Origin of the sequence: Marinomonas sp. NPDC078689 (genome assembly GCF_044542435.1) — a bacterium.
Classification (GTDB): domain Bacteria; phylum Pseudomonadota; class Gammaproteobacteria; order Pseudomonadales; family Marinomonadaceae; genus Marinomonas; species Marinomonas arenicola.
The window spans coordinates 32,524-46,526 of record NZ_JBITUJ010000002.1 but is presented as its reverse complement, the minus strand read 5'-3'; the positions used below and the strand labels follow the sequence as shown (position 1 = coordinate 46,526).

The following is a 14,003-nucleotide window of genomic DNA, read 5'->3' as shown; positions in this document are numbered from 1 at the left end:
TGTGGTTTGCTCTGGCTTTTGGTGTCTTTGTCTTTGCTCATCACATGAAAAGAAGGACGATTATGCTGTTTTCAAAGAAACGATTACAGGTATTGGAAGGTGAACTAACGGCGCTGAAAAATGAGAAGAGTGCATTGGAAGTGCAAAACAAATTACTGAAAGATGAGTTGGAAAACAATGCATTAATAGTGAGAGCAATGCCTCATGCGAGCGCTTATCTTTCTCCTTTTATCAGTGAAAAACAGGCCACGTTAGGGACAGTGTTGGTGGCTATCAATGAGATCACCGGACGTTTATTTGAGCCCATGAGTGCATCAGAGGGTGCTAATGAGGACATCAATAGGAATCAGCAGGAGATCGCCAAGCTTACGCAAGATATGTCCGATATGGTGACGAAAACGGCACTTAGTTTACAAGAGATGAGTGCCTTAAAAGACATTACAATTGAGATAAAAGGTTTTATAGACACGATTCAAGGCATCTTCGAACAAACCAATTTGCTGGCACTGAATGCCGCGATTGAAGCCGCGCGGGCTGGTGAACATGGACGAGGTTTTGCCGTAGTGGCTGATGAGGTCAGATCGTTAGCCAATAAAGCAGGACAATCTAGTGAAAGCATTTCTTCTTTAGTGCAGAGAATTGACGAGCGTACTCATCTTGTTTATCAACAAATAAATGGCCTCCATCATAACTCACAAGCACTCAATCATTCGTGTTCAGCATTGGCAACCTCGTTTTCTAATACCGCCAAGGATACGTCTGTCTTAACAAAATCTGCTTATCAGTCGATGGCATTTGCTCATTTATCAGCGGCGATTGTTGAGCTGACGCAATGGCAATCCGAGAATGTGTTAGCGGTATTAAAAGGTGACTCTGCTGGGCTGAATAGGGATGTTAAACAAACGCAATTTGCTGATTGGTATTACACAGGCAGTGATAACGAGTTTGATTTTCGCTCACAAAACAGTTATCTGAGAATTGCGGCTGAATTAGATCAACTTAATGCCCTAGCGCAACAAATCCAAAAAATGTCAGAGATTGATATGCCGTTGCTAACGTCTATTGATCAAAAAATGACGGAGCGAGTAAATGCGGTGCATATTCAGATGCAGAAGATACTCGACTATTTGTTTGCCAGAATCTGAATGCGTATGTATTCGCCTATCAGCAAGTCTCAGTCGGTATTAAGGCTACGCGACGAGTTATTGCGGATTTTCATTTACAGTCTAATGACAAGTTTGGCATCTTATTCCTCGCTCTTTGGCATTGTTTGGCGAATTTATCGCCATAATGGATGACAACAAATCAGTAAAGAAGGGCTTAAGGAAGCATTATGATGAATCGTAGAAAAGTGGGTATGTTGAGTGTGATTGGTTTAAGTGCAGCGATTATGGCCGCTACCGCGACAAACGTTCTTGCAGACACACAATCGCCATTACCAAAAGCTCATAGCGCTGCACCAAGTACCGAACAGATTGCTGATAGCATGGCGTCTGATATGGCAAAGAAACTTCATTTGAACGCCGCAACAGAAAAGAAAGTGGCCAAATTATTTAAGACCGACGGTGAAGACATTCGCCAGTTGCAGATGAAGCTAAGTGAAAAACGCCATGAATTAAATAGCCTGTCACCCAATGATAAAGGCTACATGAAAAAGGTGGATAAATTGGCCAGTGAAAGTGGCAATATCACCGAAAAACTCACCATTGAATACGCTAAAAGTCGTGCTGATTTATACGCACTGTTAACGCCTAAGCAAATCGACACGTTAGAAAATTATGGCAAGCAAGCACCTAAAGCACCGAAAGAAAGCTAGCTATTAGCGTAAAAAGCGGTTCAACACCGATAGACGATGCCTATAAGAATAAAGCCTCAGAGGTAAAAGACTGAGGCTTTTTTTGTTTATAAGCGGCATTCTTGGGTGCTTGTGTTTTGCTGTGACTGTCATTCGCTATTCACAGAGAAAGGTATGGGGTCTTGGATTTCATAGTAAGACGACTTAAATCAAACTTGTGTGAATATTAGCCAGTGTGGCGATGGAAAAGGAGTATGCTAATCAGTGCGTTTTGATTAGACAAATTTATGTCTTTCTTAAGGTTCGTAATAGGAGTGCTTTTTGATGAAAGTGAGACGTTATGGAGTTTAAAGATTATTACAAGGTTTTAGGCTTATCTGAGCAAGCGGATGCTTCGGCCATCAAAGCCGCTTACCGTAAGCTGGCCAGAAAATATCACCCCGATGTCAGCAAAGAAAAAGACGCTGAACAGCATTTCAAAGAAGTGAATGAAGCTTATACGGTATTAAAAGACGGCGAAAAGCGTGCTGAATATGACCTGTTGCGTCAACAGGCGACACATCAGGCCGAAGGTGGGTTTAGGGCGTCCTCTGATTGGCAGAATGCGAGTAGTGACCATGCAGGCTTTGGGCAAGAAGCTGGTTGTGACTTTAGCGATTTTTTTGATTCAATTTTCGGTGCACAAGCCAGAGGCTCAACCCATTATTCAAATAGTCGTCGTTCGGTGAATCAACGTGGGCGCGATATACACCACAAAATCGCTCTTTTTCTAGAGGAGGCCTTTGAGGGGTGTCAGCGACAGTTATCGTTGCGAGTGACTGAGCCTGATGCAAACGGCGTGTTAAGGCCGCGCGACAAAACCTTAAAGGTGAAAATTCCCGCTGGCGTGATGCAAGGTCAGCATATCCGTTTGGCTGGGCAGGGTGAAGCTGGCATTGGCGAAGGAAAAGCCGGTGATTTGCTGCTGGAAATTGAATTTGCCCCTCACCCTTATTTTGCAGTAGACGGCCGAAATATTCTGCTGACGTTACCAGTCAGTTGTTGGGAAGCGGCATTAGGTTCGTCCGTTGAAGTGCCTACACTAAGCGGCAAGGTAAAATTGAAAGTGCCCAAAGGCGCCAACAGCGGTAATAAGCTGCGCATTAAAGGCAAAGGCTTGGCTGGTAAAGAAGGGGGGCAAGCGGGTGATCAAATAGTGACCTTGCAAGTCAGTTTGCCTTCATCACACAGCAGTGAAGCAGAGGCGTTGTATCTAAAACTGTCTGAGTGTGAAGCAGACTTTAACCCACGCCACGTTTTCGAGAGGTAGATTATGTCTAAGTCAGAGATAGTGGTAATTGAATCTTCGCCAAGCGAGCATAGATTGTTTAGCTTAGAGGAGGTTTGCGAACGTTGTGGTGCGCATACAGAGATAGTTGTCGAAATGGTCGAATACGGTATTGTTGAGCCGGTTGAACAAGCTTCGGCCTCGGTTTGGTACTTCAATACGCAAGCGGTGGTAAGGTTGCAGCGTGCGCAGCGACTCATGGATGAGCTTGAATTAAACTTATCAGGTGTGGCGCTCAGCCTTGAGTTGTTGGATAAAATTGATGGCTTGCAGAAACACATAGTAGTGCTTAAAAGCCAATTACCCTGATGTCATGCACCATGATTAAAAAACACGCCTAGATGGCGTATTTAGAGACAGTAGAGCCAACTGCCCCTTGGCTCTACTGTTTTTGAATCTGATAACATGCCTTACGCGTCACTCAAAACGTTCTAAATCACAGAGTGAGCGCAGAGCACTTGTATCCCTTAGCCTTTATTGAACATAATATGGTTATGCATTACGCGGCGTGATCGGCGCTTTTTTGCCTCGTCCCCATAGCACGAGCAAGGCCAATGAAATATACACGGCGTTCACCGGCAGTACGTTGAACTCTCCTCGCGATGAATGAAAACAAATAGCGATCAATTGCAACAGAACGCAGGCGGCCGCAGCAATGACGGTGAGGTGCGGCGCAATGCGCGTAAGGGATGGCAATATCAGTCCTAGGCCGCCGGCAAAATCAACGAGACCTAAAAAATGCACAAATGCCAGAGGGTATTGTCCTGTCCAAGGCATCATTGCCGAGAGTTGGTCGATAGGAGTCATGGTCTTCATGACGCCGGCCATAATAAAGACTCCGGCACCCAATAATTGGAAGATCCAAATGCTGGCATTTAATGGTTTTGAAACCCTGTTGGGTGTGATTGCTGTACTAGACATGTTTTTTTCTCTAAAAGTGGGTTCAGTTGGTATCAATGGGCGCTAGTATACGAAGGCGTTACATTTAAAAAAATCGGATATTTTCGAATAAGACATTCAATTAATATGAATAAGATGAACGCTATAACATTGGATCAGTTTTCTGTTTTTATGACAGTGGTGAAAGAGGGCAGCTTTGCGGCGGCGGCACGAAAGCTACATCGCGTGCAGTCTTCTATTACTTACACGGTGCAAAAATTAGAAGAGCAAAGTGGCGTGGTGCTTTTTGATCGTTCTAGCTATCGGGTCTCTTTAACGGAAGCTGGCTATGCATTGTTGCCTAGAATTAGCCGAATTTTAGAAGATTTCGCCGAGTTTCGAGTGCAAACGGAAACCATGACCCAAGGTGTAGAAGCTGAGCTTACCTTGGTGGTGGACAATTTTTTGTCCCTGTCTGTGATGACTCCTGCGTTAGAGAAATTTAAAGTCGCCTATCCAAAGGTTCAGTTACGAATTAACGCCGCTTGGGCTCAAGATGCGGTGCAGCAGTTAATCAATGGGGAAGCGGATTTAGGCGCGTTTTTTGGCAATAAGAACTTACCAGCCGAGTTAGAGTATGAGGTCATAAAAGACATCGATCTGGTTGCGGTAGTCGCTCCGACGCACCCATTAGCGCAGCTGCCAGCCAATATTCCACGGGATGAATTGCGCGACCATTTGCAGATTATTGTTTCGAATCCTAAATCGTCACGTGACTCGCCTGCGTTCGGTATTGTTGGAGTGAATCAATGGCGCGTAAATGAATCACGCCTGCGTTATAGCTTGATTATGGCGGGTATTGGCTGGGGAAGTATGCCAAGGCCGATGGTGGCCGCCGAGATTGAGCGCGGTGAATTAATTGAGCTAAAGCCGGCCCGTTGGGACTCTTCTGATCGTATGCCCAGAGTGGCCGCCGTGATCGCAAAATGCCGTAGTACAGCGATAGGTCCAGCCGCGACCTTCTTACGCAATGAAATTGCAGCGGCAGCAGAAACCAATTAAGACAGCTAAAAGTAGGCGTTGCTTGCTTGTAACCAAAGTAGCGTGCCGCCCGTGCCTTTCTAAGGTGCGGGCGGCTTGCGGTTAACTGGCTACTGTGTTGAATAACTCAAAGTAGGTCGGGAAGGTTTTTGAGGTACAACCTGGGTCATTGATGGTGACTGGCGTGTCGGAAAACGCAACCAGTGAAAAACACATGGCAATGCGGTGATCATTGTAAGTGTCGATTGCCGCATGGTTTAGGGTAGCGACAGGCGTCACTGTAATAAAATCTTCCCCTTCGATCACATCGGCGCCGAGCTTTTTCAGTTCAGTTGCCATGGCGTACAAACGGTCTGTTTCTTTTACTCGCCAGTTATAAATGTTACGGATGGTGGTTGGGCCTTTAGCAAACAAGGCGGTAGTGGCAATCGTCATGGCCGCATCTGGAATGTGGTTCATGTCTAAGTCTACGCCATTTAGCTCATGATGCTCTGCTTCAATCCAAGTAGGGCCGTAGGTGATTTTTGCGCCCATTTGCGCGAGTACATCCGCAAATTTAACATCCCCTTGAACGCTGTCTGAACCCACGCCGTGTACCTTGATTTTTCCGCCTGCAATGGCCGCTGCCGCTAAGAAGTATGACGCCGAAGAGGCATCGCCTTCGACCATGATTTCGCCAGGGCTTTGGTAGGTTTGTTGGCCTTTTACGACGAAAGCTTGGTAATTTTGGTTTTCTACTTCAACGCCGAACTGCTTCATCGCATGCAAGGTGATGTCGATGTAAGGTTTAGACACCAATTCGCCATCGACATTAATCGTCAAATCGCCTTTTGCGAGTGGTGCACTCATCAAAATAGCGGTCAAAAATTGGCTAGAAATGTTGCCCTTAATAGAGACTTCACCACCGGATAGTCCAGAGGCTTTAATGCAAAGTGGCGGGTAGTTTTTCTCACCTTCATAGCGAATGTCGACACCCAATGCTTGTAGTGCATCGACTAGGTCGCCAATAGGGCGCTCGTGCATGCGAGGTTCGCCGTGTAGGTGAAATTCGCCTTGTCCTAAGCAAAGTGCAGCGGTCAGTGGGCGCATGGCGGTGCCTGCATTGCCTAAAAACAAATCGCCAAAATCGGCTTGGATAGGACCAGCCAGACCTTCCAAAATACAAGTAGTGCCTTGGTCTTCTAGAGAATACTTCACCCCTAATTGTTTTAGGCTGGCTAGCATGTGTTTGATGTCATCGCTGTCTAGCAAGTTGGTGATTTTAGTGGTGCCTTTGGCAAGTGTTGCCAGCAACAATATACGATTTGAAAGGCTTTTTGAGCCTGGAATTTGGATTTCGCCATTGGCGTGCTTAAGAGGGCCAAGTGTGATTGAGTTCATTATACATTCCGTTAGAGGTTTACATATGTTCGTTTGATGACGACGAGTGACTCATCGTTGTTTATTCATTATCGCTAAAGTCATCGATCAAGGCGCCATTATTGAGAGCGGCCATGTCGAGTTCATTAAGAGCTTGGTAGGTGTCTTCGATGGTTTGAATGCGCGCATTGGCGCTGTCATAACTGTCTTGATAAACACTACTGGCTAGCATGCTGATTAGGTTCATGACGCTGGCGTAGGAATCAAAGGCGGACACGCCTCGAACCACGCAAGAAAAATGTAAGTCACTAATTTCATGAGGATTTACATCGGCATGATCGGTGATGTAAATCAAGCGTTGGCCTTTTTTACGCAGGCTAATCATTAGGTTTTTCAACCAAGAAGGGCGTCGTCTTACGCCCATAATAATGACGATGTCGTCCTTGCTAAATCCCGCGACTTCTTCACCCAAGGTTTGACCCGGTAATGGCAACAACTGTACGCCAGTACGACATTGGGTAAGTTGCTGGCGAAGGTGTAATCCCAATGCGTGATTGTTTCGATAGCCAATAATATAGACTTTTTCAGCGCGGCTGATCCAACGAACGGCGGTTTGATAGTCTTGGCTATTGATGGACTCTAAAGTGCGTCGAATATTGCTCTGATCACAAGTGACATAGTCTTGGAAAAGTGTCGACAGAGGACGGTTTTCTGGCTGCTTTTCCGCTATTGGGGCTCCCCAACGGCGAGCAGCACGAACCTGCTTTTTTACCTCGGTGAAATCCTTATATCCCAAACGCTGTAACAAGCGTGTGACCGCTGATTTAGAGACGTTAGCCAATTTAGCCAGTTCGGTGGCCGAATACGTTGCGATATCACCTTGGTGATTCAGAATGCAGGCCGCCAGCTTTTGCTGAGTAGGCGAAAGCTGGTCGTAAATAAGCTTAATTCGTTGTTCTATCGATTGATCTTGCATTATTAGAGTCATTTTAATTCGCGAATTGACAAATAATGAAGGAAAACGCGGCGACAGGGAAGGGGTTACTCTAAGTTAGTCACGGATTACGTGCTCAAAAGAGTCAAAAGTTTTATCTTTTATTATTCTGAAACAAATGTATTATCTAGAAATTGATTTAACCACGATTCGCCGACGATGCATTTGCATTCTGAGGTGCCACTGTAAGGAGTGTTCATGTCTCAATCTGCCACTGTTTGGTATGGGGTTAACCTGGCTTCAGAACGATTAGGGGCCAAAGCCCTGTTTGCAAACGACGATTTTTTTGCTCCAAAAGAAAGGATGCTACAAGACAGTGACCCTGTTTTTATTGCAGGCAAATACGATGACAATGGGAAATGGATGGACGGCTGGGAGACTCGCCGTAAACGCGAACAAGGTTACGATTATTGCGTCGTTCAATTGGCGGTGCCAGGGCGCATAAACAAAATAGAAATCGACACGCGTCATTTTACTGGCAACTACGCACCTGCCGCTATGCTAGAAGCGTGTCATTGTGACGGTGTGCCAACGGCCTCAACAGAATGGACGGCCATTACCAATACGGTGGCGTTAGAAGGGGATGCTCGTCAGCTGGTGGATATTGCGAGTGACCAGGTGTATAGCCATATTAGACTCAACATATACCCTGATGGTGGTGTGGCTCGGCTGCGAGTATACGGTCAACCAGAAGTGGAGTGGAGCGGCTTGGGCGCACAATCACTTGACCTCTTAGCGATGGAAGTCGGTGGTCATGCGATCTGCGCAAACGACGAACATTTTGGTTCTATGCACAATCTGAATCTGCCAGGCAAAGGCATTAATATGGGGGATGGCTGGGAAACGCGTCGTCGCCGAGAACCTGGCAATGATTGGGTAATATTGGCGTTGGGGCATCGTGGTGAAATTGAAGAAATCATCATTGATACGGCTTTTTTCAAAGGCAATTTTGCAGACGCTTGCTCCATTCAAGTCGCGGATGCGGGTAACTTGCCAGACACTACTCTGGCGGCTCAAAGCTTGTATTGGCAAGAGTTGCTGCCAAAATCCAAGCTAGGAGCCGATCAAGAGCATTCTTTTAAAGAGGCGTTGTTGGAGGTTGGGCCTATTACTCATTTGCGCGTTAATATCTTTCCGGATGGCGGCATCAGTCGTATCCGCGCGATTGGCAAGCCAGTTCTCTAAGGGGGCGAGATGCGATTGATTCCTGAACCATTAAATGCCCAAGTGTTTGCGCCTTTTGGCGAGGTGATTGAAGCCACCGATGCCGCGCCGTCTTTTTTTATCAATGGGGGCACGACCCAGCGTTTTCATGATCTGGCTACGGTGACCATGATGGAAGAGGCAGAAGACTCGCAGGGAAGCCGTCCTGTGCACGCAGGCATCAGTGTGTTTCGAGGCCAGGCTAGGCGCTTTCCTATGATGATTACCATGTTGGAAAGACACCCCAAAGGATCGCAAGCATTTATGCCGTTACAAGAGCGTCCCTATTTTGTCGTGGTTGCTCCTCCAGGAGAGAATGATAAGCCAGACCTTAGTCAGCTGCGATTATTCTACGCAAGTGGACAGCAAGGGGTGAATTATCACCAAGGTACTTGGCATCATCCGCTATTGGCGTTAGAGCAAACATCGGACTTTTTGGTGGTGGATCGCATTGGTGGTGCCCCGAATTGCGATGAATATCCATTCCCTGACGGCCAGTCGTATGTGATCGATACTGGTAAATAAGCGGAGATCATTTGCGGTAAAAGTGAGATGGCTTAGAATAGCAGGATGTTCACCATAAGAAGAAAGGAAAGCCTGTTATGCGCCATCAATATCACCCATTAGGATTTGAAGGATCTCGGATCGCTCAAGGCTTCTGGCGTTGTCTAGAATGGGGTATGTCACCCGCCGAGCGCTTGGGCTTTATTGAAGCTTGCTTGGACCTTGGCGTGACCACATTCGATCATGCGGACATTTATGGTAAGTATCAATGCGAAAGCCTGTTTGGAGAGGCGTTGGCCTTGAAGCCCGCGTTGCGCGATAAGATGGAAATCGTTACCAAATGTGGGGTGCTTTTACCGGCTGAACGCCGTCCAGAGATTGGCCTTCATCGTTATGATTATCGCAGCAAGCACATTATCGAAAGTGTCGACGCGTCACTGGCGGCATTACAATGTGACTATATTGATACCTTATTATTGCATCGTCCTAGCCCCTTGTTGGACGCCGATGAGGTTGCGCAGACGCTCGATCACCTTTTCACTCTTGGCAAAGTAAAGCATTTTGGTGTTTCCAACTTCAGTGCGGCCCAGTTTGATTTATTGCAGTCGCGCCTTGATGCCCCTCTCGTGGTGAACCAAGTTGAGCTTTCGCCGCTGGCACTAGAGCACTTTAAAGATGGGACGTTAGAGCATGCGCAACAACACGCCGTTACTCCAATGGCATGGTCGCCGTTTGCTGGCGGCGCTGTCTTTAGTGGCGAGGACGACAAAGCCGAGCGCATCAGAAGTGTGCTGCAAGCGATAGCGAACAACCGTAATGTGACCATGGATCAGGTGGTGATTGCCTGGCTATTGCGTCACCCTTCGGGTATTTGCCCTGTGATGGGGTCAGGTAAAATAGAGCGTCTTGAACGCGCTGTTGATGCCACTAGGTTGCTATTAAGTGACGATGATTGGTTTAGAATTTGGATTGCCTCACAGGGGCACCCGGTGCCATAACAGGGTCGATACCCATTATCTAGGAAAGGCCGCTTAAGGATAACTTAAGCGGCCTTTTTGTTTTTGTCTCAAATCCCCATCGTTTTTTAAACGCTTTTGATCGAATGTGTACAAGCCATGCAAAAAAATTGCACTTTTTTGGAACTTATCGAAAAGTGTAAGGTCAGTAAGAGGGTAAAAGAATGGTAATGATAATGAATATCGATTGATTTTGGTTTTTTGCATTACAAATTCCGTTCTTATCTTTTTTAAAATCACAGGGTAGCTCTTATGAAAAAAACATTACTCACTGCTTTTATTGGCGCTAGTGCATTGTCGCTTCATGCACAGACTTACGACTTTGCTGTGTCTTTGCCTGATTACCAAGGCGACGCCAGCTCATCGGTGTCTTATGGTGGCCAGATTGCACGTCATGCTTTGCACAACTCTCTTAAAAAAGCATCCAAAAGCGGTGATTTGGCACTAATGGAGTCGTATTTTTCAAGTAAAGCAGAAGGCCTAAGCATTTTAGATCCGGTCAGTAAAAAAGGCTTTGCGATCAAGCAGTCGAGTATTGATGAGTTATCAAAAGGCAAGGATCTTAAGTCGAGCGCTTACCCAGGCACAATCACAGGCTGGCCGGGCAATTTAACTGGACCAGAAGTGTTACAGCAAATGGTCACTAACGCGGCCAACACAAAGGGCGGCTACGACCCAGTTAATGGTTATGATTACACTCAGCTGATTTCTAAATTCGCCATGGGGGCGGTGTTTTATAACAAAGCGGTGAACGATTACCTTGATGAAAAACTCGAAGCGGATGTGAAACCAAACGATAAACCTTACAGCAAGGGCGCACCTTATACAGGCAAAGAGCATGTTTGGGATGAAGCGTTTGGGTACTTTGGTGCGCCGATTAATGGTTTAGAATTAACCCCAAAAGAAGTGGTTCAGATTGTAAAATTGAACCCAGACTATTTCGCTAAAGCGGACGCTAACAAAGATGGCGTGGTCGACTTAAAAACGGAAATGGCGTTTGCGCATGCCTACTATGCTGCCAGCATTGATGCCAGTGGCAAGACAGATTATTTCCATACGATTTTGCAGGCCTTCTACGATGGCCGAAGCGTGATTCAAGACGCCAAAGGCAAGGTTCTTAGCGCGGCACAACGTGAAGAGTTAAAAGGCTATGCGAAAGTCATCGGCGTAGCTTGGCAGCAAGTGATTGCTGAAGCCGCTTTCAAATACGCTGGTAGCGTGTACGCGGATTTGGAAAAAATCGCCATTATTGAAGAGTCGAACGGTGATGTGAAAAAAGCGTACCGTAACTATGTAAAACATTGGGGCGAGCTAAAAGGCTTTGCTTTGTCTCTGCAAGCTGCCGGCCGAGATCTAGGGCGTACCCAGTCGCAATTGGATCGTTTGATTGGTTTTAGCCCAGTGTTATTTGGCAACGCTCAAGTTGTTGCAGCCAACAGCAAAGGGGAATTCACTCAGTCTGAATCTGTGACCATGCAAGAATACAAACTGAATATGCTGAAAGTACAAAACCTGCTAAGCAGCCATTTTGCGTTAACTGCGAAATTGAATGATCGTACTGGCGGTATGGACGATGTGTTAGAACAGCTAAAATCTGGTCCTAGTGCAGAAAACGACTGATCACTATGATGGTTAGAGTGCCTGTCTTGTCATGACGACGGTGGACTATGGTGGTTGGCTGATCAATGAGCTGTCGTTGGCAGTGAGTGATTTAGTCAACCCGAGTAAAAGAGTGTCGATTCTGTATTTTGCATCGGCGCTCTTTTTTGCGTTTGTTCTCTTTCTATTTCGATATGGAAAGGGCGCACCCCGTCGACTGAGCGCTTTGTTTTCGTGGCGGCTTTGGTGGCACCCGTCGGCACGAGTGGATTATGCGCTTTGGTTGGGTAATCGACTGATATTGTCACTCTTATTCCCTAAGGTCATTACTACCCTTGGGGTGGTGACTTGGCTGATGTTTCAATTACGAGAGGTAGGCTTGTCTCCGCTGGCGATGACGATTCCGGATTGGAGTGTTATCGCGCTATTTTCCTTGTGTTATTTTTTATTGGATGACTTCTCGCGTTTTTGGTTGCATTGGTTAATGCATCGGTGGTCATGGCTGTGGGCCTTTCATCGCGTGCATCACAGTGCCAAGGTGTTAACCCCCTTTACGGTATTAAGAACGCACCCAGTGGAAGGTATGTTGTTTTACGGTCGATCCTTGTTGGTGCAGGGAAGTTTGGTGGCGCTGTTTGTGACCTTGTTTCCAGGGCAGGTTTCTTTATTAATGATAGGCGGTGTTTTTGTTGCCACCTATGTGTTCAATATTTGCGGCGCTAACCTTAGACACTCTCCGGTGCCGATCAGTTATGGCAAAACACTAGAGCGTTGGCTTATCTCCCCAGCTCAACATCAGTTACATCATTCTGCTGCGGTGGAACATTATGACTGTAATTTTGGGGTGGTATTGGCGGTGTGGGACCGTTGGTTTCGTTGTTTGCAATTTGGTAGTGATCAGCAAAAACTGCGTTATGGTACTTTATCGACACTCGATCAAGCGGGGGTGTTTGGCCAATATTTATCCCCCATCTTGTTTTTAGGGCGTGGTCTTAATGGACGACAAGCAGGCTTAATTAAGACCACCTTGGTTAACGCAGGTAAAGCGAAAGTAAGAGAAACAACGCAGGCCAAACCAGAATAAATTGTGCCAATAGAGCCGTGACAAAGTAAGTTTTAATCTGAGTATTATCGACTTTCGGTGCCTTGTCATCGACTGTATGTTGGTAATGTTTTATTTATTGAGAAAAAATAAGAGAGTCAAATATGGCGTTTCAATTGTCTAAAGTTTCATATTTTTCACAGCAAGCTCGCTTGTCTCATGTGGTCTTAGCGGCTTCGATTTTGGGCAGTTCAATGGTCGCTTCTGCTGCTGAAGAAGTGAATGTCTACTCGGCTCGAAAAGAAGCCTTAATCAAACCTATGTTAGAGCGTTTTACCACGGGCACAGGCATTAAAGTCAACTTGGTAACTGGCTCTGCGGATGCGTTATTGCGTCGTTTGCAGGTGGAAGGGTCAGCGAGCCCTGCGGATTTGTTTATTACAGTGGACGCTGGGCGCTTATATCGAGCGAAACAAGCCGGCGTGTTGCAACCTATCCAAGACGCTGAGTTAGAAGCAACGATTCCCGCTAATTTGAAAGACAGCGACGATTACTGGTTTGGTTTGTCGCAACGTGCTCGAGTGATTTTTTATAATCCGAAAAAAGTCGATGCCAGTGAACTTTCAACCTATGAAGGGCTGGCTGATGCAAAATGGAAAGGCCGGATTTGTGCTCGTTCTTCCAGCAATATTTATAACCAATCTTTAGTGGCGTCTATGATAGATGCGGATGGCAAAGAAGCGACGTCAAAATGGCTAAAAGGCTTTGTCGCGAACTTCGCTCGACCGCCTTTTGGTGGTGATACGGATTTGCTTAAAGCCGTTGCGGCCGGTGTGTGTGATATTACGCTGGCCAATACGTATTATTTCGGGCGCATGGGCAACAGCGACAAAGCGAAAGATCAAGCGGTGTTTAAATCGCTGGCAATTTTCTGGCCTAACCAAGCGCAAGGGCAGCGTGGTGCGCATGTCAATGTGAGTGGTGCTGGGGTGACAGCATCGGCGGAACATAAAGAGAATGCGGTAAAATTGATTCGCTTCTTAAGCGGCCACGAAGCGCAAGAATGGTACGCAGAAGTCAATAATGAATACCCTGTAGTGAAGGGCATAGAGCCACCTAAAGTGTTGCAGACATTTGGCACTTTTAAAGCAGACGCACTGTCGTTAAGCGTTTTGGGTGATAATAACCGTCTTGCTGTTGAATTGATGGATGAAGCAGGTTGGAAGTAATTTTTTACCGTGGGT

Annotated in this window: 14 protein-coding genes; 11 read left to right on the top strand and 3 right to left on the bottom strand. The window is 46.3% G+C overall.

Annotated features, from left to right (window positions below; genetic code table 11):
- Positions 1–62: 62 nt before the first annotated feature.
- The 4 genes from ACIGBN_RS03335 (at position 63) to ACIGBN_RS03320 (ending at position 3,431) form a co-directional block, all read left to right on the top strand.
- Entirely contained in the window at positions 63–1,145 is a 1,083-nt protein-coding gene (locus ACIGBN_RS03335; RefSeq protein WP_396663645.1) for a methyl-accepting chemotaxis protein, read from the top strand.
- A 188-nt stretch (positions 1,146–1,333) separates the two neighbouring features.
- Complete coding sequence (locus tag ACIGBN_RS03330; protein ID WP_396663643.1) at positions 1,334–1,816, top strand: Spy/CpxP family protein refolding chaperone; 483 nt, start codon at positions 1,334–1,336, stop codon at positions 1,814–1,816.
- 319 nt (positions 1,817–2,135) lie between these two features.
- Entirely contained in the window at positions 2,136–3,104 is a 969-nt protein-coding gene (locus tag ACIGBN_RS03325) for a DnaJ C-terminal domain-containing protein (protein WP_396663641.1), read from the top strand.
- 3 nt (positions 3,105–3,107) lie between these two features.
- Positions 3,108–3,431, top strand: a complete 324-nt coding sequence (locus ACIGBN_RS03320; protein WP_133003288.1) for a chaperone modulator CbpM — start codon at positions 3,108–3,110, stop codon at positions 3,429–3,431.
- A gap of 183 nt (positions 3,432–3,614) precedes the next feature.
- Here ACIGBN_RS03320 and ACIGBN_RS03315 read toward each other — a convergent pair whose 3' ends face one another.
- Positions 3,615–4,043, bottom strand: a complete 429-nt coding sequence (locus ACIGBN_RS03315; RefSeq protein WP_396663639.1) for a DoxX family protein — start codon at positions 4,041–4,043, stop codon at positions 3,615–3,617.
- A gap of 114 nt (positions 4,044–4,157) precedes the next feature.
- On the opposite strand from ACIGBN_RS03315, the gene ACIGBN_RS03310 reads away from it, so the two are divergent.
- Entirely contained in the window at positions 4,158–5,063 is a 906-nt protein-coding gene (locus ACIGBN_RS03310) for a LysR family transcriptional regulator (protein ID WP_343772760.1), read from the top strand.
- An 81-nt stretch (positions 5,064–5,144) separates the two neighbouring features.
- Here ACIGBN_RS03310 and aroA read toward each other — a convergent pair whose 3' ends face one another.
- Together aroA and ACIGBN_RS03300 are read right to left on the bottom strand one after the other, a co-directional pair.
- Positions 5,145–6,422, bottom strand: coding sequence for a 3-phosphoshikimate 1-carboxyvinyltransferase (gene aroA / locus ACIGBN_RS03305; RefSeq protein WP_133003291.1), 1,278 nt, complete (start codon positions 6,420–6,422; stop codon positions 5,145–5,147).
- Between the two features lie 61 nt (positions 6,423–6,483).
- Positions 6,484–7,377, bottom strand: coding sequence for a MurR/RpiR family transcriptional regulator (locus ACIGBN_RS03300; RefSeq protein WP_396663636.1), 894 nt, complete (start codon positions 7,375–7,377; stop codon positions 6,484–6,486).
- 216 nt (positions 7,378–7,593) lie between these two features.
- Here ACIGBN_RS03300 and alc point away from each other — a divergent pair, with 216 nt between their 5' ends.
- The 6 genes from alc to ACIGBN_RS03270 all read left to right on the top strand — a co-directional run bounded on the left by alc (position 7,594) and on the right by ACIGBN_RS03270 (position 13,988).
- A complete protein-coding gene (alc, locus tag ACIGBN_RS03295) occupies positions 7,594–8,580 on the top strand; it encodes an allantoicase (RefSeq protein WP_133003293.1) in 987 nt (328 codons plus the stop codon).
- A gap of 9 nt (positions 8,581–8,589) precedes the next feature.
- Positions 8,590–9,123 (top strand): ureidoglycolate lyase, encoded by a 534-nt coding sequence (locus ACIGBN_RS03290; protein ID WP_396663634.1) that lies wholly within the window; start codon positions 8,590–8,592, stop codon positions 9,121–9,123.
- A 77-nt stretch (positions 9,124–9,200) separates the two neighbouring features.
- Positions 9,201–10,100 (top strand): aldo/keto reductase family oxidoreductase, encoded by a 900-nt coding sequence (locus ACIGBN_RS03285; RefSeq protein ID WP_133003295.1) that lies wholly within the window; start codon positions 9,201–9,203, stop codon positions 10,098–10,100.
- Positions 10,101–10,370: 270 nt separating this feature from the next.
- Positions 10,371–11,738 carry a DUF4856 domain-containing protein gene (locus ACIGBN_RS03280; protein ID WP_396663632.1) on the top strand — a complete coding sequence of 456 codons (1,368 nt, stop codon included), beginning with the start codon at positions 10,371–10,373 and terminating at the stop codon, positions 11,736–11,738.
- Between the two features lie 31 nt (positions 11,739–11,769).
- Positions 11,770–12,801 carry a sterol desaturase family protein gene (locus ACIGBN_RS03275; protein WP_396663630.1) on the top strand — a complete coding sequence of 344 codons (1,032 nt, stop codon included), beginning with the start codon at positions 11,770–11,772 and terminating at the stop codon, positions 12,799–12,801.
- A 134-nt stretch (positions 12,802–12,935) separates the two neighbouring features.
- Entirely contained in the window at positions 12,936–13,988 is a 1,053-nt protein-coding gene (locus tag ACIGBN_RS03270) for a Fe(3+) ABC transporter substrate-binding protein (protein ID WP_396663628.1), read from the top strand.
- Positions 13,989–14,003: the final 15 nt, after the last annotated feature.